Raw genomic sequence first — 25,325 nt, forward strand, 5'->3', positions numbered from 1 at the left:
GGTTCTGAAGGCCAGACAGACCGGACTACAAGCGGTTCTTCTGCGTCAGAGAGATCCTTGATGATCCAGATCCATCTTCCATTCCCCAGATCAGCGAGAACAACATGACCGTTAAAGAGATGACCCAGGAAGCCCGGCACGAAGAAGCGCTGAAGAAGTATGTGCTGGATGCTCCCGAACTGATGGACGAGATCAAGGACTTGAGTCCCGATGATCAGAAAGACCAGATCCAATGGGCGTTCGAGGATGAGGCGGAAGCCCAGGGCTTGCAGCCGTGGGAGTTGACACTCAAGTACACCTGCACCCCGGAAGAGTACGAAGCTGAGCGCCTGAAGCTGCATAAAGAAGCAGCCGAAGTGCTGGGCGTCGAGTGGGAGGAGTACTGCGAGATGAACAATCTGGTGGTTTGACACTCATGTAGGAGCGAGCAAGCTCGCTCCTACAGTTTGGCAACTCACATACGTGTGATCAGATACTCAGGCGCATCGACAGATCGACCGCCTTCACATCCTTGGTCATTGCACCGATCGAAATGTAATCCACTCCGGTCTGTGCAATCGGCAGCAACGTACTTTCGTTGATCCCGCCGCTGGCCTCCAGTTTGGCTTTGCCGGCATTCAGGCGCACGGCTTCGCGCATGTCGTCCAGGCTCAGTTCGTCGAGCATGATGATGTCGGCACCGGCTGCCAGCGCTTCTTTCAGCTCATCCAGGCTTTCCACTTCAATCTCGACCGGTTTGCCCGGGGCGATCTTGTGCGCAGCGGCAATTGCCTGCGCGATACCGCCGCTGGCGGCGATGTGGTTTTCCTTGATCAGGAAGGCGTCATACAGGCCGATGCGGTGGTTGTGGCAACCGCCGCAGGTCACTGCGTACTTTTGCGCCAGGCGCAGCCCCGGCAGCGTTTTGCGGGTGTCGAGCAGCTTGACCTGAGTTTCGGCCACGAAGTCTGCCAGGTATTGCGCGCGGGTCGCCACGCCGGAGAGCAATTGCAGGAAGTTCAGGGCGCTGCGTTCGCCAGTCAGCAGTGAGCGCGCAGGGCCTTCGAGGTGGAACAGCACCTGATTGGGCATCACCCGTTCACCGTCGGCAACTTGCCAGTGCACCGCCACACGTGGGTCCAGTTGCCGAAACACGGCATCTACCCAGGCGGTGCCGCTGATGACGGCTGCGTCGCGGGTGATGATGGTGGCTTTGGCCAGGCGTTCGGCCGGGATCAACTGCGCGGTGATGTCGCCGCTGCCGATGTCTTCACGCAACGCACGGCGCACGTTGGCTTCGATTTCGGCGGTCAGATCGGCGAGACGTAGATTCGGCATAACGGACTCCACAAACAAAGTGGCTCGATTATAGGGCCATGTCAGCGACCAACCCAAGGCATCAGCGCGTTACGTTGGCGCTGGTGCCTGCATTTGGTCGAATGCCTGACGTTGTCGCGTTGGCCGTCGATTCCGAACAAGCGCCTGTTCGAGAAGGACAACCACAAGCGCCTTAAACGCGGCAAGTGATCGCGCCCCGATGGATTATCGCGGCATACTGTGCCAACACAGTCGACGTTGAAGGAGTCGGTATGCAGTTGGACCCCGCGAGCGGTTGGTGTCAGGGTGTGCGTTTATGCCCTTCGCCCAACTTCAATGCGCGCCCCGAGGGCGAGATATCCCTGCTGGTGATCCACAACATCAGTCTGCCGCCCGCGCAATTTCTGACCGGCAAGGTGCAGGAATTTTTCCAGAATCGTCTGGATGTCACGGAACATCCCTACTTTGCAGGGATCGCCGACCTGCGGGTGTCTGCGCACTTTCTGATTGAACGTGACGGCACCGTCACTCAGTTTGTCTCTTGTCTTGAGCGCGCCTGGCACGCCGGCGTCTCGTGTTTCGAGGGACGGGAAACCTGTAACGATTTTTCCGTGGGCATCGAACTGGAAGGTACGGATGATCTGCCGTTCACCGATGCCCAATATGAGACGTTGACGGCCCTGACCCGGCAGTTGCAAAGCGCTTTCACGGGCATCACCGCACAACGCATCTGCGGGCATAGCGACATTGCACCCGGGCGCAAAACCGATCCGGGGCCGGCGTTCGACTGGGCACGCTATCGGGCCGCCCTGGCACAAGAGGAAGGGCAATGAGTTTTCTGGTGTTGCTGTTGGCGGTATGGATCGAGAAATTTTCGGCCTTGCGCCATCGCGTTCAGCGCGATAGTGGATGGACACACAAGCTGAACAGGCTTGAGGCCAGCCCGCGACTTTCGGACCGGCCATGGCTGGTGTTGTCAGTGATGGTCTTGTTGCCGGTGGCGTTGCTGGGTTTGCTGCTGGTCGTCATCGAGCCGGTGGCCTACGGGTTGCTGGCGTTGCCGATCCATTTGCTGGTGGTGATCTACAGCCTGGGGCGCGGTGATCTGCTCGGCGATCTCGGGCCGTTCCGCGATGCCTGGCGTCGGGAGGACCTGCAAGCCGCGGCCCATGTCGCCAAGCGCGACCTGGATATCTGCGCAGACAGTGGCGAGCAACTGCTGGAACAGGTCGAAGGGCATTTGCTATGGGAGGCGTACCACAGCTTTTTCGCGGTGATTTTCTGGTACTTCCTGCTGGGGCCGGTCGCGGCGCTGAGCTATCGGCTGCTGGCGCTGGCCGAAGAGCACGGGAAAAATCCTGCGGTGGTCGAGCGCGCCGGGCAACTGCGTCATGCCTTTGATTGGGTGCCGGTGCGTCTGCTGGCGGCGAGCCTGGCGTTGGTCGGCAATTTTGTCGCGGTCAGTCGGGTCATGCTGCATGAGCTGCTGAACTGGAACATCAGCGCCGCGCAATTGATCGAGAAAGTCGGGCTGGTGGCCGGTGAAATTCCGGCACCGGTGGCCGGCGCAGAAGGTATCAACAACCTGGACCGCATCTGGGACCTGCTGCTGCGTGCCGCGGTGCTCTGGTATGCCGGGTTTGCACTGTGGACGGTCCTGTCTTAGGGCTGTAGTCAGATCAAGTTCCCTCGCCACAGGGTGATCACTTGTCCGAAGTGCATCGCCCTGTCGTTAACCTTAAGTTACAAAACCTCCCGCCGATTTAAGTTATACAGAGATAGCGCTGAATAGTGGCTATCTGCTCCTGGTCTGCGCCTGCCAATAAAAAAAATAAAAAATTGAAGGGAGACATCCAGTGAAGAGCTTGCTCTATCCCGCTGTCGCACTGATGAATCGCCTGAGCTTCGGCATGAAGTTCAGCCTGATCAGCGTACTGTTCCTGGTGCCGATGCTGGTGACCAACTTCTATCTGGTGCGTGACTCCTACCGCGAATTCCAGGGCACGCGCATCGAACTGCAAAGTCTCGACCTGTTGGGCAGCAGCCTGGCGTTACGGCGCGATCTGGAAACCCTGAACAACCTGGTACAGATCAATGTCAGCCTCGGCCAATCCGGCAAGGCCGGCAATGTCGAATCGAAAATCAGCGCCCTTGAGCAGAATATTCTGACTCGCATGCAAGGGCTGACGGCGATGACCAGCGATCCGGAGCAGGTCGCAGTGTTTGATGGCAAGCGCGATGAAATGATCGCTGCGTTCAAGGCCCAGCAAACGGAAAACTCCCTGCAGAGCAAAAGCGCCTTGATTGGCAAGCTGGTGGGTAGCGCGCAGATTTTCAGTCAGCTCATCACCAGCCAGGCCGGCCTCAGTCGTGACAACCAGAGCGACATGCGCCAGTTGAGCGAGCTCGTCACCCTCGTCACGCCGCGTGTCACCCAGATCCTGGGTGAAGGTCGGGCAATGGGTTCTTATTCGTTGGGGCAGGGGTTCATCAACTCGGCTTCGAGCACCCGTTTCGATGAATTGCTGGCGCAGATTGAAAAGCTCCAGGCCGAATATGGCCTGAAGTTGCAGGATGCCTTGGGGTCCAGCAAAGCCGCGCGCGATACCTTGGCCGCTCAGGCCGAGAGCAGCCGGGCATCCCTGAAGAAGTCCAGCGAGTTGTTCGAAGAACAAGTGATCATGGCTGACACCCTCGATGCGCCGTGGCAGGGTTTTTACGATCAAGTCAGCGCCCTGATGGACCAGACTTACCAACTCAACGAAGCAACCCTGAAGTATCTGGGCCCACAGTTGCAGCAACGCCTGGAACAGAACCGCACGCACATGGTTTTGCAGGCGGTGGCGTTATCAGTCGTGTTCGTGTTGATCTTTTATCTCTACGGCGCCTTCTATGCCTCGACCCGCACCACGCTCAAGCGCCTGGGGGCGGTGATGGACAAGGTGGCGGCGGGGGACATGACGGTGATCTTCAGCGCTCACAGCCGCGATGAGCTGGGGGAGTTGGGCGAAGTGTTCAATGGCACGGTGAAAAAAATCCATGATTTGATCGAACGGGTGGGGCAGACCGTTAGCGAGGTCGAGCGTCAGGCCGGGCAAGTGGAAAACGTTTCCGCGCAAAGCAACCTGGCCGTTGCCGGGCAGCGTACGCAGATCGAACAGGTGGCCACGGCCATGAACCAGATGTCGGCCACGTCCCAGGAAGTGGCACGTAGTGCCGCGGCGGCGGTGAGCAGTGCCCACAGTGTCAACGATGAGACCATCAGCGGTCGCGGTCTGGTGGAGTCGCAGCAAGGCAGCATTGCCGCGCTGGCCAGCGAGATCGATCAATCGGTGCTGGTGATCAATCAACTGGCCAGCGACAGCCAGTCCATCAGCCGCGTGCTTGAAGTGATCAAGAGCATCGCCGAGCAGACCAACCTGCTGGCACTCAATGCCGCCATCGAGGCAGCACGGGCCGGTGAGCAGGGCCGTGGTTTCGCCGTGGTGGCCGATGAAGTCCGGACCCTGGCCAAACGGACCCAGCAATCGACAGAAGAAATCGAGCAGATGATCGCCAAGCTCCATGGCGGTGTCGGCGCGGCGGTCAAGGCCATGGGCACCAGCCACGAAATGGCCAACGGCACAGTGGGACAGTCGGAAAAGGTCCAGCGGGCGCTGGAAAACATTCTGGGAGCGGTCGGCATGATCGTCGACCAGAACCAGCAGATTGCCGCCGCGGTGGAGCAGCAAACTGCCGTGGCTCACGACATCGACCAGAACATCGTCGAGATCAATCGCGCTGGCGAGCGCACCGCCGAAGGTGCGCATCAGACCGAAGATGCCAGCCGCGCATTGTCGGCTCAGGTCGTGGAGTTGAAACAGTTGATCAGTGCATTCCGGGTCTGAAGGACTGCCCGGAAACCCTGTACGACCATGCCCGCTCCCATAGGTTTGGTGTACTGCCAGAATGTTTTGTAATACTTTTTCCCTTGTCGGGTGGAAGTCCTCCTGATTCTCTCCGTGCGCTGTTTTTTGGATTTCAATCAAGGAAGATGTACGCCGCTGAGCGCAAGGAGGAAAACCGGTTATGTCTGTTGCGACAACAGGAGTCCAGGGGCGCTGTGCGCATTGTCAGCGCACATCGCGGCTTCAACCCTGGCAACTCAATGCCATTGCGATCAATGAAGCGTTTGCCTGTGCCTACTGCCAGAAACACCTTCAGTTACGTTGCCCGGAACAGATCAAACGCTTCAAGTCGCTCGACTCGTTTTCACTGCTGCGCGCCAGCCTGCGGATGATGGTCGGCGTCGCCTTGCTGGTGGCGTTGGTGATGGAGTGGGTAGGGATGCTCAGCGTCATCGAACAGCTGAATGCTTCGCTGATTGCCATATTCGTGTATTTCGCGGTGATCCGTTACTTCCGCCGACGCCAGCACCTGACGCTGATCCTGGAAGCCGCCAAGGCTCACGCCAACTGATTACCAGCCGAACACTTGGCAACTGTTGGCGGTGCTGGCCGCCGCCAGCTGTTCCGGGCTGATTGCCATCCATTGCGCCAGTGCTGTGCAGATCGCCGGCAAGTGTGTCGGGCTGTTGCGTTGGCCGGGGAACATGGCGGGCGCCATGTCCGGCGAGTCGGTTTCAAGCACCACCGAGTCCAGCGGCAATTGCGCCAGCACGCGGTGCATGCGCAGCGCCTGGGGCCAGGTCGGGGCGCCGCCGAGGCCGAGCTTGAAGCCGAGCTTGATGTATTCGCGGGCCTCTTCCTGGCTGCCGGCGAAGGCGTGGATGATGCCGGCCCGTTTCAGGCGAAACCGTTTGAGCGTGGCAATCACCGCCGCATGGCTACGCCTTACGTGGATCAATGCCGGCAGTTCGAAATCCGCCGCCAGTTGTAATTGCGCCTCGAACAACGCCTGCTGACGGTCGCGGTCCAGGGTTTCGATGAAATAGTCCAGGCCGATCTCACCCACCGCACACAGTTGCCGATGGCCGGCGAGACGTGTCAGCCAGTCACTGAGTTCGCTCAGGTGTTGCGGTCGATGATCGTCCAGATACACCGGGTGCAACCCGAACGCGGCGTACAGGTCGGGGTCACTCTGCACCAGCTCCCAGACCCGCTGCCAATTGGCCTGATAAACCCCCAGCACCACGATCCGCCGCACCCCGAGGGCGCGGCTGTCGGCCAGCAGCGTCTGACGGTCGGCGTCGAAGTCCGGAAAATCCAGATGGGTGTGGGTGTCGATCAGCTCCACGGTTCAATCCTGGTGAATACGCTGCTTGAACGTCCGCGCGATGGCTTGTACGCCGGGCCGGTAATCCGACTGCTCGATGGCGGCCAGGGCCAGCGCGAGGGCCTTGTCGGCGATCAGTTGATGTTGCTGGGCCATGGCGTTGACCGGTAGCGGCAGGAAGTCCAGCAACTGGGTGTCGCCGAACGTGCCGAGGCGCAGCGGACGGTTTTTCAGCGGGAAGTCGTGCAGCGCATCGAACACGCCCTGAAGCAGCACGTAGGATGTGGTTACCAGGGCATCGGGCAAATGGCCAAGACGCTGCAGCAACTCTTCCATCAATTGTTTACCGCACTCGCGGCTGAAGGACTCACCTTCTTCGATCAACACCTTACCGTTGAACCCGGCGAGAGCCTCTTTGAAGCCAGCGGCACGTTCCCGGCTGATGCTCAGTTCCGGGCGGGCGCCGATCAGCGCGATCTGCCTGGGCAGCGGCTCCAGCAGGCTGCGGGTCAGTTGCAGGCTGGCCTCGCGATCGTCGCTGATCACCGAACAGAAATGCTCGGGTTCCATGACCCGGTCGATGGCGATGATCGGAATGCCCTTGGCCTGCAATTGGCGATAGCTGTCGTCACCGGCCGGCAGGCAGCTGGCAACGATCAGCGCGTCGCAGCGCCGGGCGCGGAACAGTTGCAGCAATTGCCGTTCGCTGTCCGGAGCATCGTCGGAACTGGCGATCAGCAACTGATAACCCCGGGCTCGCGCGCCTTGCTCCAGCAATTTGGCGATTCGCGCGTAACTGGGGTTTTCCAGATCCGGCAGAATGAACCCCAAAGTGCGCGTGTGTCGGCTGCGCAAACCGGCGGCCTGTGGGTTGGGCGTGAAGCCATGTTGTTCGACGACCGCGCGCACGCGTTCGACGGTGGCGCTGCTGATGCGCTGTTGTTCGGCCTTGCCATTGATGACATAGCTGGCGGTGGTGACGGACACACCGGCCAACTGGGCGATATCACTGAGTTTCAACCCGCTGTTTCCTTGTTTTTTCGAGTGTGCCTCGACATTTTCGTCAATCCTAACCGATTAAGGCAGGTGACCATTGTCGCAACGCATCCGACAAGTTGAGCTTCAAGGATGGGACATTATCGAGTAACGTGCCATTCAATCTAGATTAAACGTTTCAGCAAGCGTATTTTCTACGTCATAGGCGCCTTTGGCCGGTTCTGCCGTGAAACTGCCAAAAGTGACGACCAGGCGCCTAAGCTGGCTCAATCAAAACAATACCTGGCGCCCCAAGGCGCCAAAAAGGAGAAAGCATGCTCGAGCTCACTGTAGAGCAGATTTCCATGGGCCAGTCGGCCGTGGACAAGTCCGCAGCACTGCAATTGCTGGCCGGGCATCTGGTTGCTGACGGCCTGGTTACCGAGGGTTATCTCGCCGGATTGCAGGCGCGGGAGGCCCAGGGCTCGACCTTTCTCGGTCAAGGTATTGCCATCCCCCACGGTACGCCCGAAACCCGCGACCTGGTGTTCACCACCGGTGTGCGCCTGATGCAGTTCCCTGACGGTGTGGACTGGGGCGACGGTCATATCGTTTACCTGGCGATTGGTATCGCCGCCAAATCCGATGAGCATCTGCGCCTGTTGCAATTGTTGACTCGCGCTCTCGGTGAGACTGATCTGGGGCAGGCCTTGCGTCGCGCCGGTTCCGCCGAGGCATTGCTGAAATTGCTGCAAGGTGCGCCGCAGGAGCTGGCGCTGGATGCGCAGATGATCGGCCTCGGTGTAGCGGCCGAAGATTTCGAAGAGCTGGTCTGGCGCGGCGCACGTTTGTTGCGCCAGGCCGACTGCGTGAGCAACGGTTTCTCCGCCGTGCTGCAACAGGTTGAAGCGCTGCCGTTGGGCGATGGCCTGTGGTGGCTGCACAGTGAGCAAACGGTGAAGCGCCCCGGCCTGGCCTTCGTCACTCCGGACAAACCGCTGCGCTATCTCGGCCAGCCGCTCAATGGCCTGTTTTGCCTGGCCAGCCTCGGTGAGGCCCATCAAACCCTGCTCGAGCGCCTGTGCGCGTTGCTGATCGAAGGGCGTGGCCATGAGTTGGGGCGCGCCACCAGTAGCCGCAAAGTCCTCGAAGTGCTCGGTGGTGAAGTGCCCGCCGACTGGCCCAGCGCACGAATTGCGTTGGCCAACGCCCACGGTTTGCATGCGCGACCGGCGAAAATCCTTGCGCAACTGGCAAAGAGTTTTGAAGGTGACATCCGCGTGCGGATCGTCGATGGCCACGACAGCGCGGTGTCGGTAAAGAGCTTGAGCAAATTGCTCAGCCTCGGCGCCCGTCGGGGGCAGGTCCTGGAGTTCATCGCCGAGCCAGGCATTGCCGCCGATGCGTTGCCAGCCTTGTTGGCCGCCATCGAAGAAGGCCTCGGTGAGGAAGTCGAACCGCTGCCACCGGTAAGCCAGGCGCGCGAAGTCGTTGCCGATATGGCCGAAGTAGTCCTCGCCCCGGTGTCGGGCAGCGTGGTTCAGGCAATTGCCGCTGCGCCGGGGATCGCCATCGGACCGGCCCATATTCATGTGCTGCAAACCATCGACTACCCGTTGCGCGGTGAGTCCGCCGCCATCGAGCGTGAACGTCTGCAACACGGCCTGGCACAGGTACGACGTGACATCCAGGGCTTGATCGAGCGCAGCAAAAGCAAAGCCATTCGCGAAATCTTCATTACCCACCAAGAGATGCTCGACGACCCGGAACTGACCGATGAGGTTGATACGCGCCTCAAGCAGGGCGAAAGCGCCGAGGCGGCGTGGATGGCTGTGATCGAAGCGGCGGCCCGACAGCAGGAAGCGTTGCAGGATGCCTTGCTCGCCGAGCGTGCAGCCGACTTGCGCGACATCGGGCGTCGGGTGTTGATGCAGCTCAGCGGCATCGAAACCCCGAGCGAACCGGATCAACCGTACATTCTGGTAATGGACGAGGTCGGACCGTCCGATGTCGCCCGTCTCGATCCGGTTCGCGTGGCGGGGATTCTCACCGCCCGGGGTGGCGCTACGGCGCACAGTGCGATTGTTGCCCGGGCGCTGGGCATCCCGGCACTGGTCGGCGCCGGTCCCGGCGTGTTGCTGCTGGCACCGGGTACGCCGTTGCTGCTCGATGGCCAGCGCGGTCGTCTGCATGTGGACGCTGACGCGGCGACCTTGCAGCGGGCCACGGCCGAACGCGATACCCGTGAGCAGCGCCTGAAGGCCGCCGCCGAGCAGCGTCACCAGCCGGCATTGACCCGCGATGGTCACGCCGTTGAAGTGTTCGCCAACCTCGGTGAAAGCGCCGGCGTGGCTGGCGCAGTGGAGCAGGGCGCCGAAGGCATCGGCCTGTTGCGCACCGAACTGATCTTCATGGCCCACCCGCAAGCGCCCGACGAGGCAACCCAGGAAACCGAGTACCGCCGCGTCCTCGACGGTCTGGCCGGGCGGCCGCTGGTGGTGCGCACCCTTGATGTCGGCGGCGACAAACCGCTGCCGTACTGGCCGATCGCGAAGGAAGAAAACCCGTTTCTCGGCGTGCGCGGTATCCGCCTGACCTTGCAGCGCCCGCCGATCATGGAAGCGCAATTGCGCGCCTTGCTGCGGGCGGCCGACAATCGGCCGCTGCGGATCATGTTTCCGATGGTGGGCAGCGTTGACGAGTGGCGCCAGGCCCGTGACATGACCGAACGCCTGCGTCAGGAAATTCCGGTCGCTGACCTGCAACTGGGGATCATGATCGAAGTGCCGTCGGCGGCATTGCTGGCGCCGGTGCTGGCCAAAGAGGTCGACTTTTTCAGCGTCGGTACCAACGACCTGACGCAATACACCTTGGCCATCGACCGTGGCCATCCGACGCTGTCGGCCCAGGCCGACGGCTTGCACCCGGCGGTGCTGCAACTGATCGACATCACCGTGCGCGCGGCCCATGCTCACGGCAAATGGGTCGGTGTGTGCGGTGAGCTGGCGGCCGACCCGCTGGCGGTGCCGGTACTGGTCGGCCTCGGCGTGGACGAACTCAGCGTCGGGGCGCGCAGTATTGCCGAGGTCAAGGCGCGAATTCGCGAACTGGGCTTCACTGAGACTCAAACCCTTGCCCGACAGGCCTTGGCCGTGGGCAGCGCCAATGAAGTGCGCGCACTTGTGGAGGCCCTGTAATGGCCCGGATTCTCACCCTGACCCTCAACCCGGCGCTGGACCTGACCGTCCAGTTGCCGCGCCTCGAAGCCGGCCAGGTCAACCGCAGCGATGTGATGCACACCCACGCCGCCGGCAAAGGCGTCAACGTGGCGCAAGTGCTGGCGGACCTCGGGCATCAGTTGACCGTCAGTGGCTTTCTCGGCGAGGACAATCTGCAAGCGTTTGAAACGCTGTTCGCCAGGCGCGGTTTTGTCGATGCCTTCATCCGCGTGCCGGGCGAGACCCGCAGCAACATCAAACTGGCGGAAGGTGACGGCCGCATCACCGACATCAATGGGCCGGGGCCACAGGTCAGCGAGGTGGCGCAGCAGGCCTTGCTGGATCGACTGGAGCAGATCGCACCGGGGCACGATGCGGTGGTTGTCGCCGGAAGCTTGCCGTTGGGCGTCAGCGCGCATTGGTTGCAGGCGTTGATTGTGCGCTTGAAGAACCTGGGGCTGAACGTCGCCCTCGACACCAGCGGCGAGGCGTTGCGTGCAGCGCTGAAGGCGGGGCCGTGGCTGATCAAACCCAACACCGAAGAGCTGGCCGAGGTGCTGGGCTGCGAGGTCGTGTCGGTCAGCGCCCAGGCCATAGCGGCAGAGCGTTTGCACGCCCAGGGCATCGAGCATGTGGTGATCTCCCACGGTGCCGAAGGCGTGAACTGGTTCAGCGTCGGCTCGGCATTGCATGCCACGCCACCCAATGTCAGCGTCGCCAGCACGGTGGGCGCGGGCGATTCCTTGCTGGCGGGGATGCTCCACGGTTTGCTCAGCGCCGATACGCCGGAGCAAACCTTGCGCACCGCCACGGCGATTGCCGCGATGGCAGTGACCCAGATCGGTTTCGGCATTGGCGATGCAGCGCAACTGGCGCAGCTTGAACAGGGTGTGCGCGTGCGTCCCCTGACAGAACAATAAGAGGGTTTGTCATGAAGTTAGCCATCGTTACGGCCTGCCCGAACGGCATGGTCACCAGTGTGCTGTGTGCCCGGTTGCTCGATGCCGCGGCCCAGCGTCAGGGCTGGAGCACCAGTGTCGAAATCACCGATGCCACGCATCCTGAAAAGCAACTGTCGGCGGCCACTCTCGACGCGGCCGAGTGGGTGCTGCTGGTGACCAGCGCACCTGTGGATATGTCGCGGTTTGTCGGTAAGCGACTGTTCCAGAGCACCCCGGCCCAAGCCCTGCAAGACGTGGAAGCCGTGCTGCGGCGTGGTGCGCAGGACGCTCAGGTTTACGCTGCTGAAGAAGCGGTCGTCGAACCTGTGGCGGTTGCCCGGGACGCGCCGCGACTGGTGGCCGTCACCGCGTGCCCGACGGGCGTAGCCCACACGTTCATGGCTGCCGAGGCCTTGCAGCAAGCGGCCAGGCGCTTGGGCTATGACCTGCAGGTGGAAACCCAGGGCTCGGTCGGCGCGCGCAATCCATTGAGCGCGCAAGCGATTGCCGAGGCCGATGTGGTGCTGCTGGCGGCCGATATCGAAGTCGCCACCGAGCGTTTCGCCGGCAAGAAAATCTATCGCTGTGGCACCGGTATTGCCCTCAAGCAAGCGGAAGCGACCTTGAAAAAGGCCTTGGCCGAAGGCCAGCAGGAAAGCGCTGCGGGCGCTGCGAAAACAACGGCCAAACAGGAAAAGACGGGTGCCTACAAACACCTGCTGACTGGCGTGTCATTCATGTTGCCGATGGTGGTGGCCGGCGGCCTGATGATCGCCTTGTCGTTCGTGTTCGGCATCACCGCCTTCAAGGAGCAGGGCACACTGGCGGCGGCGCTGATGCAGATCGGTGGCGACACTGCATTCAAGCTGATGGTGCCGCTGCTGGCAGGCTATATCGCCTATTCCATCGCCGACCGTCCGGGCCTCGCGCCGGGGATGATCGGCGGTCTGCTGGCGAGCACCCTGGGCGCCGGTTTCATCGGCGGGATCATTGCCGGTTTCCTCGCCGGCTATGCGGCCAGGGCGATCAACCGGTATGCGCGTTTGCCGCAAAGTCTCGAGGCGCTGAAGCCGATCCTGATCATCCCGCTGCTGGCGAGCCTGTTCACCGGACTGGTGATGATCTACGTGGTCGGCAAACCGGTGGCCGGGATGCTTTCCGGGCTCACGCATTTTCTCGACAGCATGGGCACCACCAACGCGATTCTGTTGGGGGTGTTGCTGGGCGGCATGATGTGCGTCGACCTCGGCGGACCGATCAACAAGGCGGCCTATGCGTTCTCGGTCGGGTTGCTGGCGTCGCAGAGTTACGCGCCGATGGCGGCGACCATGGCTGCGGGCATGGTGCCACCGATTGGCCTGGGTATCGCCACGTTCATTGCGCGGCGCAAGTTTGCGCAGACTGAGCGCGAAGCCGGCAAGGCAGCGCTGGTGTTGGGGTTGTGCTTTATCTCCGAAGGGGCGATTCCGTTTGCCGCGAAAGATCCGTTGCGGGTGATTCCGGCGAGCATTGCCGGTGGTGCGCTGACTGGTGCGCTGTCGATGTATTTCGGCTGCAAATTGATGGCGCCCCACGGAGGGTTGTTTGTGCTGGCGATCCCGAATGCGATCAATCATGCGCTGCTTTATTTGTTGGCGATTGTGGCGGGGAGCCTGTTGACGGCGGTGGTGTATGCGTTGGTCAAGCGGCCGGAGGTGGTGGAGTTGGCGGTAGAACCCGTCACGGCCTGACACCGATTCCTGTAGGAGCGGGCTCGCTCCTACAAGGTGGGGATGTCATGCCGGCTTCATCCAGCCATGCTTTAGTTTTTCCTTTTTCAGGGAGAACACCATGAGCGATTTCAACCTCGGGCGCCGTCGTGTCATGCAAGCGGTTGGCGCCGGATTGCTGTTGCCAGGGCTGGCGCCAGCGGTGATCGCTTCGGTCAAGGACCGGCCGCAACTCACCGACGGCGTGCAGTCCGGTGACCTGCTGGGCGACCGGGCGATCGTCTGGAGCCGCTGCGATCGCCCCGCACGGATGGTGGTGGAGTGGGACACTCGCAGCCTGTTTCCCAACCCTCGGCGATTCGTCTCGCCCCTGGCCGATGCGCGCAGCGATTTCACCGCCCGGGTCGAACTCACCGGGCTGCCTGCCGACCAGGCGATTTTCTATCGAGTGCAGTTTGAGGACGCCCAGAGTGGCGTTGCCAGCGAACCCTGGTTCGGTCACTTGCGCAGCGTGCCGCAGACCCGGCGCGACCTGCGTTTTGTCTGGAGCGGCGACACCGCTGGCCAAGGCTTCGGCATCAACCCGGACATTGGTGGCATGCGCATCTACGAGGCGATGCGTCGACGTCTGCCGGATTTCTTTATCCACAGCGGCGACACCATTTACGCCGACAGCCCGATCCCGGCGCAGCTCACCACGGAAGGTGGCCGGGTGTGGCGCAACATCACCACCGAGACCAAGAGCAAAGTCGCCGAGACCCTCGATGAGTACCGTGGCAATTACCGCTACAACCTGATGGATGAAAACATCCGCCGTTTCAATGCCGAAGTGCCGCAGATCTGGCAGTGGGACGACCACGAAGTGGTGAACAACTGGTCACCCGGCAAGCAGCTGGATACGCGCTACCAGAGCAAGGATATCCACAGCCTGGTGGACCGCGCACGCCAGGCCTGGCTCGAGTATGCACCGATGCGCTTGCAGAGCGCCGATGGCGGCGGGCGGATCTATCGCAAGCTCGGTTACGGGCCGCTGCTCGATGTGTTCGTGCTGGACATGCGCAGTTATCGCGGGGCCAATGACGACAATCTGGGCGAGGCCAAGCCGTTCCTCGGCCGTGAGCAACTGGACTGGCTCAAGCGCGAAATGCAGGCCTCGAATGCGCAATGGAAAGTGATCGCCGCCGACATGCCCATCGGCCTCGGTGTACCCGACGGCGAAGTCAGCCCCGGTATCACGCGGTGGGAAGCGGTGGCCAACGGTGAGCCTGGCCCGGCCCAGGGGCGCGAACTGGAAATCGCCGAATTGCTCGGTTTTCTGCGGGCGCGGCAGGTGCGCAATTTCCTGTTCCTGACCGCAGATGTACATTACTGCGCGGCCCATCATTACCATCCGGATCGGGCGGCGTTTCAGGATTTCGAACCGTTCTGGGAGTTCGTCGCCGGGCCTTTGAATGCCGGCAGCTTCGGGCCCAATCCGCTGGATAAAACCTTTGGTCCTGAGGCGGTGTTCGAGAAGGCACCACCCGCGCAGAACGTCTCGCCATTTGCCGGGTTTCAGTTTTTTGGCGAGGTGAATATTGAGGGGCAAAGCGGGGAGTTGAGCGTGGTGTTGCGGGATCTGGATGGGGTGTCTGTGTTTGAGCAGAAGCTGCAGCCGGTTTGATCGACACCTTGCCCCCTGTGGGAGCGAGCCTGCTCGCGATGACGATGTGACATTCAACACTGATGTTGGCTGTCAGTTCGCTATCGCGAGCAGGCTCGTTCCCACATTAAAGGTGTGCTGTCAGTACACGTCTCGGCGGTAGCGGCCCTGTTCGATCAGGCGCTCCACTTCGGCGGCGCCCAGCACCTCGTGGAGCACCTGGTCCACGCCCGAAGCCATGCCTTGAAGGCTGCCGCAGATGTAGATCACCGCACCCTCCGCCAGCCATTTTTTGAGCTCGGCTGCCGATTCACGCAGGCGGTCCTGTACGTAGATCTTTTCGGCCTGGTCGCGGGAAAACGCCAGGTCGAGGCGCTCCAGATCACCATTGATCAGCCACTCCTCCAGCTCCTTTCGGCACAGGTAGTCGTGCTCGCGATTGCGCTCGCCAAACAGCAGCCAGTGACGTTGCTGACCCTCGGCAATCCGTGCCTTGAGCAGGCTGCGCAAACCGGCCAGCCCCGTGCCATTACCCAACAGAATCATCGGCAGCGGTTGGGCCGGCAGATGGAAACCACTGTTGCGTCGCACGCGCAGGCTGATGGAGCTGCCCACAGGCGCGTGCTCGGTCAACCAGCCGGAACCGACACCGAGGTTGCCATCGGCATGCACCTCCTGGCGCACGATCAGTTCGAGCATGCCATCGGCCGGGATCGAGGCAATGGAGTACTCGCGCATGGCCAGTGGCACCAGGGCCTCTGCAAGCGCCTGCGCGTGCAGACCGACCAGATGGGCACGGTTCTCCGGCAGTTGGCGGCTGGCCAGGGCCTGTTCGAGGGTTTCCTCCAGACCGTTGAGTTGCACCCTGGTCTCACCGTGAATCCCCAGACCATCGAGGAAGTGCTCGATGACCCACGGGCAATTGCGCGGCAGCACCTCCACCAGATCACCGGCCAGCCAACTGCTGGTGGTTGGCGCACTGAGGCCCAGCAAGTACACAGGGGATCCGCTGCTGTCCGGGTTCAGCAGTTCACGACGGGCCAGGGTCCAGTTGTCGTAGCTGGGTGCTTGCCAGGTGTCGACGGGCGCGTGGCCGGTCAGCAGGCCCAGTTGCTGTTGCCAGTGGCGCAAGGCGTATGGATCACCGCTGTCGACTTCCACCGGGGCGAACAAAGTCTTGCCGCCATGTTCGCCGAGCCAGGTGTGCAGGCGCTTGGCGAATCCGCAGAAGTGCTGATACTGCCGGTCGCCGAGGCCGAGGACCGTGTAGTTCAGGCGCTCCAGGCTCGGGGTGCGGCCCAGTACCTTGCGTTCGAAGCCCCTGGCGCTGTCCGGCGCTTCGCCGTCACCGAAGGTACTGACGACAAACAGTGCGTTGTTCGAGTCCTGCAAGTCCTGCTCGCTGATGTCCGCCAGCGGCTGCACCTTCACTGGTAAGCCTGCGGCCTGCAATTGCCCGGCGGTCTGCCAGGCCAGTTGCTCGGCAAATCCGCTCTGGCTGGCGAAACCGATCAGCCAGGCAGACGCATCGTTGTCAGGTTGTACAAGGCCTTGGCGAGCGTCCCTGATCTGGCGTTTTTTGCGTCGACGATCCAGGTACAACAACCAGCCGGTGACGAAGAACAACGGCATGCTCAGCGCGGTGAGGGTCAGGATGATGCGCCCGACGATGCCGAAGTAACTGCCGACGTGTAGCGCATAAATGCTGGTCAGCAGTTGCGCCTTGAGGCTCTTGTCGCTGTAGCGGTCAACCCGTTTGACCACGCCGGTGGCCGGGTCGAGGGTGATCTGGTTCAACGCACGGTCGTGGGGTGAGGTTTTCAACAGGAAGTAAACGGTCGCTGGTTGGCCGGCCACAGGTGGCATGCGCACGTTATAGGAACTGAGTTGCGGGCCGGCCGCACTGTAGATGCTGCTCCACATGGCGGCGTAATCGGCTGTCGGTGCCGGACCTGCCGGCGCCGGGCCGCGTCCGCCGCGAACACGCTCGTTCTGCGGTGCATCGGAGAGCAACCGGGTCAGGCCCTTGTTGTACCACTCGTAGGACCAGGACAACCCGGTCAGCGCCGCCAGGAGGTAAAACACCAGGCACCAGGTTCCGGCCACCGAATGCAGGTCCCAGTTGAAGCTGCGGCCCTTTTTCTTCCAGTCCAGGGTCAGCCAGGCACGCCAGCTTTTCCACTGGCGAGGCCAGCGCAGGTACAGGCCGGACAGGCAGAAGAACACCAGGATCAGCGTGCACGCACCGGTGATCTGCCGACCCGTGTCGCCCATGGCGAGAAAACGGTGCAGTTGCAGCATCAGGCCGAAGAAGTCCTGGCCGGTGGCGTCGCCCAGGAACTCTCCTGTGTACGGATCGAAGTAGCGCATCTCGCCACGACGTTCACCCGGTGGCGGGGTGAACCACACTTTGGCGGCGTTGCCGCTGTCGATTTCCACGGTGAGCATCGAGACTTTTTTACCCGACGCTGCTTCGATTCGCTCCACCAGTTCGGCAGGCGGCAGCACACCGGCGACCTGTTTTTCGACCTGCAGCACAGAAGGGTTGAGTGCGTTCAGGATTTCATCCTGGAACGACACCGTCGCCCCGGTGATGCCCATCAAGGCCAGGACGAGCCCGGCGCTGATGCCGAAAAACCAGTGCAACTGGAACAGGGTTTTCTTCAACACGTCGCTCGCCTTGTTCGTTCAAATTGATTCATCACGGCGCGCATTATGCCGTGGGGTTGTCGAGAAGCATTCTTTTTTACACACGAAAGCCCCGTTCACCTGGATGAACGGGGCCGCCGCTGATTTCAGCCTTCACTCGCTCCTGCGGTCAGAAGTGGAAGTTGGTGCTCAGCAACGCGGTACGACCGGCCGCCTGGTTGGCGAAGTGAGTCGAGAACGCCTTGTCGTAGTAGGTTTCGTCGGTCAGGTTCTGTACGTTCAGTTGCAGGTCGACGTTTTTGCTCAGCTTGTAGGCCGCCATCGCGTCGTAACGAATGTAGGAATCAACCATGGTGGTGTTGGCGACATTGCCGAACACGTCATCGACATAGAACGCACCGCCACCGATGGTCAGCTTCGGCGTGACCTGATAGGTCGTCCACAGGCTGGCGCTGTTTTTCGGCGTGTTAGGCAGTTGGTTGCCGTTGTTGGCCTTGTTTGCCGGCAGGTCACCCCCATCGATTTGCTCGCTGTCCATGTAGGCGTAACCGGCGAACACTTGCCATTTGTCGGTGAGTTTGCCGCTGGCTGACAGTTCGATACCTTGAACCCGGGTTTTGCCGACGTTTTCAAACGTGGTGGTGTTGGTTTGCACACGAGCGTTTTCTTTCTCGGTGCGGAAGATATCTGCGGTCAGGGACAGACGATCGTTCAACAGGTCCCACTTGGTTCCGATTTCATAGTTCTTGGTGGTTTCCGGCTCCATGTCGCTGCTCAGCAGGTTACCGTTGCGGTCCGTCGTGCCGCCCAGCGGGTTGCCTTCCATGCCCTCACCGAGGGTGTTGCCTGGTGGGGTGGCCGATGTTGCGTAAGAGGCATAGATGCTGCCGTTTTCCGCTGGCTTGTAGATCACGCCGAACTGACCGGTGACGAATTCGCTGGTGTCCTTGCCTTTGGCTGCGGTGCCTTTGGCTGCGGTGCCTTTGGTCACGACGGTGGCGCCGGAACCGTCAAAGGTGCGGTACTGGGTATCGAAATGGTCGTAACGCAGGCCCATGTTTACCAGCCACTGCTCGGACAACTCCAGGGTATCGAACACATACAGCGCGTAGGTGTTGGCCTTGGTGTCGGTGCCGGCGTAGTTGCGCGAGATGGCGCCGCTCCACGGATCATTCGGGTTCGGGTTGGACAGCGAGGTGCAGTTGTAGCCGCTTGGCGCGCCGATCAGTGCCGGCGAGCAGTTGGTGGTCACTGCTGCCGTTCCCGGGGTGGTGTCCGTGTTGACGTTGTACGAGGACTTTTCGTTTTCCTCGTGGGTGTATTCGACACCGGTGGAGAAGCTGTTCTTGAACCCGGCAATGTAGACATCACCAAACAGGTCGGTCTGGTTGGTGGTGGTCTCGGTGTTGCTCACGCGGGTGTTCGCGCGGCGCCAGACGCTGCCGTTGTTGACGTTGCCTTTACTGTCGTCCGGCTGGGTCAGGATGTAATCCTGCATGCTGGTGCCGTGACGCAGGGTGTTCTTGATGGTCAGCGAGTCGCTCAGGTCGTGCTCGATGGCGAAGGTCGCCGTGTCGGTGCGGGTCTTGCGGAAGTCGCGGTTGTCCAGGCCATAGAAGTTGCTGCTGTCGCCGCCGTCATTCGGCTTGTCCGGGTTGGCCTTGGTACGGGCAGCCGAGCCTGCGGCCGGGATGGAGTAAGGAATGCCCGAGTCCGGTGTGTCGTTGCTTTCGAGGTGGTAGTAGTCGAGGTTGACACGCGTGTCTGTACCCAGGCCGAAAGCCAGGGACGGCGCGATACCCCAACGGTCGTAGTCGACACTGTCGCGCCCGGCGACGTTGCTCTCGTGGCTCATCAGGTTCAGGCGGCCAGCGGCGGTGTCGGTGAACTGGTAGTTGCCGTCGAAGGTGTAGCGCTGGGTCTGGTCGGAGCCCCAGGTGAAACCACCGTCGAGCGAGTTGCCCTGGTGTGCTTTCTTGCTGACCAGGTTGATGCTGCCGCCAGCAGCGCCACGGCCGCCGATCGCGGAGTTCGGGCCTTTGCTGACTTCGATCGATTCAACGGCGAAGATCTCGCGGCTCTGGGAACCGGTATCGCGCACGCCATCCAGGTAGGTGTCGCCCTGAGCGTCGAAGCCGCGGATGAACGGGCGGTCACCCTGCGGGTTGCCACCTTCACCGGCACCGAAGGTGATGCCTGGAACGGTGCGCAGCGCATCCTGCAAGTTGAGCGAGCCGGTGTCTTTCAATACTTGTTGCGGAACAACGGTCACCGAGCGCGGCGTGTCGATCAGTGGCGCGGTGTACTTGGGCGAGGAGGCTTTCTCGACGTTGTAGGTCGTCTCGTCATGGGCTTCGCCGGTGATGGCAGTGGCGCCCAGCGAAATCACATTGTCCGGTGCTTTTTCGTCGGTTTTTTCCGCCGCGAAAACCATGTGGCCCGCGGAGCCGGCGGTAATCGCCATGCCGATGGCCGATGCGAGCAGACGTGGTGAACTGACCGGTACTTGTGGTTGCTGACGTGACATTTGAATTCCCCTCCCCAAGGATTTGAGGCCGCGGAATATAGGGTAAACAGGTATTCGTAACAATTGCGAAACATTACTATTCGCACTTAATTTACATTCTTTACAATTTAACCTTACGGTTTTTGCTGACTCATTCGTCAGATGTGTTTTACACAGGCAATAAGAATCAATACCATTGGCGCCCCTTTGTTTTCAGGTGCCTTGTCATGCTGCTGCACATTCCCGGCCTGTTCGAAAAAGACGAGGTGCAGCGCATCCGCGAAGCTCTGGAACAAGCTGATTGGGCTGATGGCAAGATTACTGCCGGCTATCAGTCGGCCAAGGCCAAGCACAACTTGCAGCTGCCTGAAGGGCATCCGCTGGCCAAGGAGATCGGCGCGGCGATGCTGGAGCGGCTGTGGAAAAACCCGCTGTTCATGTCGGCTGCACTGCCGCACAAAGTCTTTCCTCCGTTGGTGAACTGTTACACCGCCGGTGGCAGTTTCGACTTCCATATCGATAACGCGGTGCGTCAGCCCAAAGGCAGCATCGAGCGGGTGCGCACGGATTTGTCCGCCACGCTGTTCTTCAGCGAGCCCGAGGATTACGACGGCGGCGAGCTGGAAATCCAGGACACCTTCGGCACTCAGCGGGTGAAGCTGCCTGCCGGCGATATGGTGCTGTACCCCGGCACCAGCCTGCACAAGGTCAACGCGGTGACGCGCGGAACGCGACTCGCCTCGTTTTTCTGGACCCAAAGCCTGGTGCGTGAAGACAGCCAGCGCGCCCTGTTGTTCGAAATGGACGGGGCAATCCAGCAACTGACCCACGACATGCCGGATCATCCATCGCTGATCCGCCTGACCGGCACTTATCACAACCTGTTGCGTCGCTGGGTCGAGGTGTAAGTGGCGGACTTTCGCTTGCGCCGCGAGGAAGTCCTCGACGGCGATAGCCTCAAATCGATGCTCCTTGAAAGCCCCGCGCGGGCAGCACAGGCGATTCTGCTCGTCGCCCGCGAAGGTGTTGTCGATGCTCAGGCCATGCTGGGGCAAATCCTGCTGGACGGGCAGGGTATCGAACAGGATCAGCCGCTGGCCGTGCGCTGGTTCGAGATTGCCGCCCGGCGTGGGCATCTGATGGCGCGCAACATGCTCGGTCGTTGTCATGAACATGGTTGGGGTTGTACCGCCGATGCGACGATTGCCGCGAGGCATTACCGTGTCGCCGCTGAAGCCGGACTGGATTGGGCGATGTACAACTACGCCAATCTGTTAGCTACCGGACGCGGGGTGATCGAGGATCAGGTGCAAGCGCTGAATCTCTATCGTCGTGCCGCTGAACTGGGCCACGCCAAATCGATGAACCTGTTAGGGCGGTGCCTGGAGGAGGGTTCGGGCTGTTCGGTCGATACCGTGGCCGCGCACGAGTGGTATCGCCGCTCCGCTGAAGCCGGGGATTTTCGTGGCCAGTTCAGTTACGCCAGTATCCTGACTGACATCGAGGAGTGTCTGGCATGGTATCGCCGCGCGATGCTTGGCGGAAATCTTGCGTTTCTGAAGGTGGCAGCCCAGACATTGATGAGTGCGACAGATCCACGTGTTCAGGCGTTGGCCGAGGAATATCAACAAAGGTCGCAGTTGTTAAAAACTCTTTAAAAGTTCCTGTTGAATAATTTCAGCTTGGCTGGAGATACCCTTAAATCCGGTTCTTTACGGCTCGCAATGTTGATTCGCTACTTCTGATTAACTTAATACATTTTGATTCAAGTTAACATTTTGAGTTTTTTGTTTTCTCGAATAGTCTGGGTTTGAGGGTTAAGGCTGTTCTGGTCTTTGCCCTTTTTTGGATTTTTATTTTTTGACTAATTAATGGAGTAATTATGTCTAATGATTTGTTGTGGGGAGATGCATTAAAAAACGCAACGCCAGAAGAAGTGGTAAGGTTTTCCGTTGATGCACCGAAATTGTTTGCTGACGGTTCTGTCGGGGTGCTTGATGGATCCACCCGTGGCGCGGGGTTATTGCTGACTAAAAAACAAATAATCGATTTGCGCAAATACGAGGCAGCAGGCTTGGCGTTGCCCTATACCCTGGACGATGTCAGGGACTATCTGCGTTTTGGTGCAGGTCAGGATGGTGGCCCAGGGCTGAAGCCTGAAGACTTCCTGAGCACTTTTTTGAATACCCGAAATCATGCCAGACGCTGGTCGCCACTGCGTGAGCGGATCATGCTGACCGGGCGTGGCCTCAAGGATTTTGCCGGCAGCATGTTGACCTATGGCGCTTCGATGAAAGAGGTCTACAGCGAAGTAAAAGCCTACGAAATTTTGGAAAGTCGCAAAATCAAGACGCTGGAACAGTTGAAGAAAGTTGAGCTTGAACTGGGTGACAAATTCCCCGGAATTGAACTGGAAGATGACACCATCAGTACACTTGATTATTACCTGAAACGTATCTTTGAAAAAATCGATTTCAACCTGCAAACGGTTGAAGGTATCAAGAAAGACCTCGATCTGTTTGGTTATGATCTGCGTGAGCACATCTTGCCAGGTATAAAGCTGAGAGTCGGTCTGATTGAAAACAACTCTTTGGCGGAAGATATTAAGCAGCTAAAAGCCGTGATCGATGAACGTGCAAAAGAAATCGACATCAAGAACACCGAATACAAGGCCGCTGTTCAAGAAGCCCTGAAAGCTGCGGCCGGAATGAATATTGTCGGATTGGCGATGGCCATTTACATGGGAGTGGAAGCGGAAAACATCCGTGCCCGGCGCAACGAACTGTACGCCAAACAAGAAGAGGATATTCAAACTCTTACAAACAAGAACCAGACCCTGGGATCGCTGGCGCGGGTCAAGCATGATCTGCAAAGTCTGATGATTGTCGCGATCGACGCCGATATCGCCACGCAGAACCTGATGCATGTCTGGAGCGTTCTGCATCTGAGCATCAGGAACTCTATGGGCGCGGTAGGTCGTATCAATGACGCATTGAGTCTCAGGATTTTCATGACTGAGTTTGAAGAAGTGGTTGCTCCATGGGAGCAGATTAAATCGGATTCGGACAAGCTGATTGAGGTTTTCAAGGAGGCGGACGAAGAATACGAGCGCAATTACGGAAAAACATTGCGTTCGATGGCATACACCGTATCGCTTGAACAAACATATCCGGCACTCGACCTGGCTGCGTTGAGGGATAGTCATTCACGGATGAGCGAGCAGCGCACGCAGGCGCAAATATGGCGGGTAAAGCTGGATTACCTGCCCGGTCTGTTTGATCGCTTCAATCGACTGGTCCAAGGCGTCGGTAAGGGCGCCATGGCCCTGCAAACGGCGGCGCTTAATAGCAGTAATGAGTTGGAAGTCAGTCTGCGACGTCTGGACAGGCTCGAGAAAGCGCTCGAAGAGGAAAGCGACGTCCAGGAGATCGAAGCTCTCAAAGCTGAACGGCAAGAGCTATTGGACCGGGTTGCTGACGCGATTGGCCTGCAAGCCACTCAGGTTCGCAATTGCCTGAAAGAAATCAGTGATACGTTCGACATGCGTTTGACACTGGGCTACATCACCGACTTTGAACGTGATGAAGCTCAAGCAAAAGCGGAAGTCGTCGTCCTGAAGGGGAAATTGGAAGCTCTCAAGGAAGAGCGCAAGCCTGTTATCGAGGCTATCGAGACTCTGGAAAAGAACGGCATCGAGGAGCTTGGCAAAAATATCGCACTGACTGTCGATAAGGTGGTGGCGCTGGGCCTGACACCAGCGCAAGTCGCGTTGGTAATGTTCGCTATCGAACAGCTCAAAAAGACCATCGGCAATATCGGCGAAGGTATTCGTTTCCTGGATATGGTTCGTGAAAGCGACAAGCTGCGAGAAAGAATCGCAGCACTCGACGACGAAATCAATCTTCAAGACGGCGTCGTCAGTGCCTTGGCCGGCAAGATCAAATACCTGCAAGCCATTCACTCGATTGAAGAACAACGCAAAATCTACGTAGCGAATTACAGTCCGGCGATTAGCGCTTTTCAAAGGTACCTGGCCGCTACCGACAAGGATACCTTCATCGATGATGACGTTCGCAGCGCCACGTTCAAAGCGCAAGCGAATTTGTTCATTGCATTCCTTGCTCCTGTTTCAGTCCCTAACCGCTAGGTTGGGCTGAGTACAGCATTGATCCGTGTTAATCGAGGTGCCATGACACATCGGTTAACACGGTTAGCCAAACGATATCTGGCTGTTGGCCATTGATGGTTTGCCATGTTTGAGGAAACCACAGATGCTTGATTATTTATTGGCAGAAAAGAATTTTACTGCCTTAAAACAGTACGTTGATTTTTTGAGAGAATTGCCCAAGGCGCTGGAGGAAATCAACCGATTTTCCGATGCCATGGCTCGAGCCGGGCATACCCTGTTGCCTCCACCCAATGCTCCGGCATTGATTCAGGTCGCGCTTGCCAACGCACAATGCTGGCGCGTGATCGGCGTCACCATACCTTTGTTGGGCAACACATCCGCTCGGATATTGCACGACATGAGCGATTTTATCAGCGAGTTTCAGGCCATTGTCTCCGTCGCTCAGAATCGACGATTGGCAATTTCCGTGATTGATCCGCAACAGTTCACTGTTGTGAGATCTGCCAATTGGGGGAGTGCCCCTTGTGCTGATGTGATTGATGTTTTGCGTGAACTCGATGCTCGGTTGGGTTATTGCCAACATGCTGTGTCGGATTTCAAAGCGCAAGTGACAATTCTCGCTGAATCGATCCATGGCATTTTTGTTCGCTTTATCGAATCGCTGAGGATGCCACTGTGCAGTTGCGACGGTCCAATCCCCAAGATCGAGGCCTACTACGTTTTGGGTCGAGTCGGTCTACCGGGTATGGGCTATGATCCAGGCCAATGGTACTCGGAAGAACAACGACAGGCATTCGCCCGAGCGCATGTCGGGCAGCTGTTCGATCTTCACCGGCGTGCCAGTGTGGCAGCGGGCAATCTCGGCGACTTCTGTTTCCGGTGGGCGTACATGCTGGATGAGGCGAGGCGAACGCTTCGAACCCATCACGGGCATCAGACGATGGCTCGTGCCAAGGCTTCATTGCCGTTGATTACGGACTCGCTCGGTGAAGTCGAAGCCATGTCCAGGCAATTGGTGCAAATGGCCGAAGTGCTCTAAAAAAAAG

General features: G+C 59.6%; 18 protein-coding genes. 13 read left to right on the forward strand and 5 right to left on the reverse strand.

Annotated features, from left to right (window positions below):
* The first annotated feature begins 104 nt into the window (after positions 1-104).
* Positions 105-410 carry a DUF6388 family protein gene (locus CAF65_RS24850; RefSeq protein ID WP_085718645.1) on the forward strand — a complete coding sequence of 102 codons (306 nt, stop codon included), beginning with the start codon at positions 105-107 and terminating at the stop codon, positions 408-410.
* A 58-nt stretch (positions 411-468) separates the two neighbouring features.
* On the opposite strand, the gene nadC is transcribed toward CAF65_RS24850, so the two are convergent.
* Positions 469-1,317: a carboxylating nicotinate-nucleotide diphosphorylase gene (gene nadC, locus CAF65_RS24855; protein ID WP_085718646.1), complete on the reverse strand. Its 849-nt coding sequence runs from the start codon at positions 1,315-1,317 to the stop codon at positions 469-471.
* A 251-nt stretch (positions 1,318-1,568) separates the two neighbouring features.
* Between nadC and ampD the strand changes: the two genes are divergently transcribed.
* From ampD to CAF65_RS24875, 4 genes are all read left to right on the forward strand, one after another.
* Positions 1,569-2,129 carry a 1,6-anhydro-N-acetylmuramyl-L-alanine amidase AmpD gene (ampD, locus tag CAF65_RS24860; RefSeq protein ID WP_085718647.1) on the forward strand — a complete coding sequence of 187 codons (561 nt, stop codon included), beginning with the start codon at positions 1,569-1,571 and terminating at the stop codon, positions 2,127-2,129.
* Positions 2,126-2,962 carry a regulatory signaling modulator protein AmpE gene (ampE, locus tag CAF65_RS24865; protein WP_085718648.1) on the forward strand — a complete coding sequence of 279 codons (837 nt, stop codon included), beginning with the start codon at positions 2,126-2,128 and terminating at the stop codon, positions 2,960-2,962. The genes ampD and ampE overlap by 4 nt, the downstream gene beginning before the upstream one ends.
* Positions 2,963-4,478: 1,516 nt before the next feature.
* On the forward strand, positions 4,479-5,183 hold the full coding sequence (locus CAF65_RS29130; RefSeq protein WP_371919027.1) for a methyl-accepting chemotaxis protein: 705 nt from the start codon (positions 4,479-4,481) through the stop codon (positions 5,181-5,183).
* Positions 5,184-5,364: 181 nt separating this feature from the next.
* Complete coding sequence (locus CAF65_RS24875) at positions 5,365-5,754, forward strand: hypothetical protein (protein ID WP_085718650.1); 390 nt, start codon at positions 5,365-5,367, stop codon at positions 5,752-5,754.
* Here CAF65_RS24875 and CAF65_RS24880 read toward each other — a convergent pair whose 3' ends face one another.
* Positions 5,755-6,531, reverse strand: coding sequence for a TatD family hydrolase (locus CAF65_RS24880; protein WP_085718651.1), 777 nt, complete (start codon positions 6,529-6,531; stop codon positions 5,755-5,757).
* Between the two features lie 3 nt (positions 6,532-6,534).
* Complete coding sequence (cra, locus tag CAF65_RS24885) at positions 6,535-7,530, reverse strand: catabolite repressor/activator (RefSeq protein ID WP_085718652.1); 996 nt, start codon at positions 7,528-7,530, stop codon at positions 6,535-6,537.
* A 290-nt stretch (positions 7,531-7,820) separates the two neighbouring features.
* Between cra and ptsP the strand changes: the two genes are divergently transcribed.
* From ptsP to CAF65_RS24905, 4 genes are all read left to right on the forward strand, one after another.
* Complete coding sequence (gene ptsP, locus CAF65_RS24890; protein WP_085718653.1) at positions 7,821-10,682, forward strand: phosphoenolpyruvate--protein phosphotransferase; 2,862 nt, start codon at positions 7,821-7,823, stop codon at positions 10,680-10,682.
* On the forward strand, positions 10,682-11,623 hold the full coding sequence (gene pfkB, locus CAF65_RS24895; protein WP_085718654.1) for a 1-phosphofructokinase: 942 nt from the start codon (positions 10,682-10,684) through the stop codon (positions 11,621-11,623). The genes ptsP and pfkB overlap by 1 nt, the downstream gene beginning before the upstream one ends.
* Positions 11,624-11,634: 11 nt before the next feature.
* Positions 11,635-13,374 (forward strand): PTS fructose-like transporter subunit IIB, encoded by a 1,740-nt coding sequence (locus tag CAF65_RS24900; RefSeq protein ID WP_085718655.1) that lies wholly within the window; start codon positions 11,635-11,637, stop codon positions 13,372-13,374.
* A 100-nt stretch (positions 13,375-13,474) separates the two neighbouring features.
* Positions 13,475-15,016, forward strand: coding sequence for an alkaline phosphatase (locus CAF65_RS24905; RefSeq protein WP_085718656.1), 1,542 nt, complete (start codon positions 13,475-13,477; stop codon positions 15,014-15,016).
* A gap of 120 nt (positions 15,017-15,136) precedes the next feature.
* Here the strand turns inward: CAF65_RS24905 and CAF65_RS24915 are convergent, their stop codons facing one another.
* Entirely contained in the window at positions 15,137-17,665 is a 2,529-nt protein-coding gene (locus tag CAF65_RS24915; RefSeq protein ID WP_085718658.1) for a sulfite reductase flavoprotein subunit alpha, read from the reverse strand.
* 148 nt (positions 17,666-17,813) lie between these two features.
* Positions 17,814-20,171: a TonB-dependent siderophore receptor gene (locus tag CAF65_RS24920; protein WP_085718659.1), complete on the reverse strand. Its 2,358-nt coding sequence runs from the start codon at positions 20,169-20,171 to the stop codon at positions 17,814-17,816.
* A 206-nt stretch (positions 20,172-20,377) separates the two neighbouring features.
* On the opposite strand from CAF65_RS24920, the gene CAF65_RS24925 reads away from it, so the two are divergent.
* From CAF65_RS24925 to CAF65_RS24940, 4 genes are all read left to right on the forward strand, one after another.
* The gene (locus tag CAF65_RS24925) at positions 20,378-21,058 is read left to right on the forward strand and encodes a Fe2+-dependent dioxygenase (RefSeq protein WP_085718660.1); all 681 of its coding nucleotides are present in this window, start codon (positions 20,378-20,380) and stop codon (positions 21,056-21,058) included.
* Positions 21,059-21,115: 57 nt separating this feature from the next.
* The gene (locus CAF65_RS24930; RefSeq protein WP_085718694.1) at positions 21,116-21,808 is read left to right on the forward strand and encodes a tetratricopeptide repeat protein; all 693 of its coding nucleotides are present in this window, start codon (positions 21,116-21,118) and stop codon (positions 21,806-21,808) included.
* Between the two features lie 224 nt (positions 21,809-22,032).
* Positions 22,033-24,297 (forward strand): alpha-xenorhabdolysin family binary toxin subunit A, encoded by a 2,265-nt coding sequence (locus CAF65_RS24935; RefSeq protein WP_085718661.1) that lies wholly within the window; start codon positions 22,033-22,035, stop codon positions 24,295-24,297.
* Positions 24,298-24,421: 124 nt separating this feature from the next.
* Positions 24,422-25,318 carry a hypothetical protein gene (locus CAF65_RS24940; protein WP_085718662.1) on the forward strand — a complete coding sequence of 299 codons (897 nt, stop codon included), beginning with the start codon at positions 24,422-24,424 and terminating at the stop codon, positions 25,316-25,318.
* Positions 25,319-25,325 lie beyond the last annotated feature (7 nt).

The organism is Pseudomonas sp. B28(2017) (assembly GCF_002113025.1).
Lineage (GTDB): Bacteria > Pseudomonadota > Gammaproteobacteria > Pseudomonadales > Pseudomonadaceae > Aquipseudomonas.

Coding starts and splice junctions, on each gene's coding strand:
- CAF65_RS24850 (WP_085718645.1), top strand. CDS start 105: ATGACCGTTAAAGAGATGACCCAGGAAGCCCGGCACGAAGAAGCGCTG.
- nadC (WP_085718646.1), bottom strand. CDS start 1,317: ATGCCGAATCTACGTCTCGCCGATCTGACCGCCGAAATCGAAGCCAAC.
- ampD (WP_085718647.1), top strand. CDS start 1,569: ATGCAGTTGGACCCCGCGAGCGGTTGGTGTCAGGGTGTGCGTTTATGC.
- ampE (WP_085718648.1), top strand. CDS start 2,126: ATGAGTTTTCTGGTGTTGCTGTTGGCGGTATGGATCGAGAAATTTTCG.
- CAF65_RS29130 (WP_371919027.1), top strand. CDS start 4,479: ATGTCGGCCACGTCCCAGGAAGTGGCACGTAGTGCCGCGGCGGCGGTG.
- CAF65_RS24875 (WP_085718650.1), top strand. CDS start 5,365: ATGTCTGTTGCGACAACAGGAGTCCAGGGGCGCTGTGCGCATTGTCAG.
- ptsP (WP_085718653.1), top strand. CDS start 7,821: ATGCTCGAGCTCACTGTAGAGCAGATTTCCATGGGCCAGTCGGCCGTG.
- pfkB (WP_085718654.1), top strand. CDS start 10,682: ATGGCCCGGATTCTCACCCTGACCCTCAACCCGGCGCTGGACCTGACC.
- CAF65_RS24900 (WP_085718655.1), top strand. CDS start 11,635: ATGAAGTTAGCCATCGTTACGGCCTGCCCGAACGGCATGGTCACCAGT.
- CAF65_RS24905 (WP_085718656.1), top strand. CDS start 13,475: ATGAGCGATTTCAACCTCGGGCGCCGTCGTGTCATGCAAGCGGTTGGC.
- CAF65_RS24920 (WP_085718659.1), bottom strand. CDS start 20,171: ATGTCACGTCAGCAACCACAAGTACCGGTCAGTTCACCACGTCTGCTC.
- CAF65_RS24925 (WP_085718660.1), top strand. CDS start 20,378: ATGCTGCTGCACATTCCCGGCCTGTTCGAAAAAGACGAGGTGCAGCGC.
- CAF65_RS24930 (WP_085718694.1), top strand. CDS start 21,116: ATGCTCCTTGAAAGCCCCGCGCGGGCAGCACAGGCGATTCTGCTCGTC.
- CAF65_RS24935 (WP_085718661.1), top strand. CDS start 22,033: ATGTCTAATGATTTGTTGTGGGGAGATGCATTAAAAAACGCAACGCCA.
- CAF65_RS24940 (WP_085718662.1), top strand. CDS start 24,422: ATGCTTGATTATTTATTGGCAGAAAAGAATTTTACTGCCTTAAAACAG.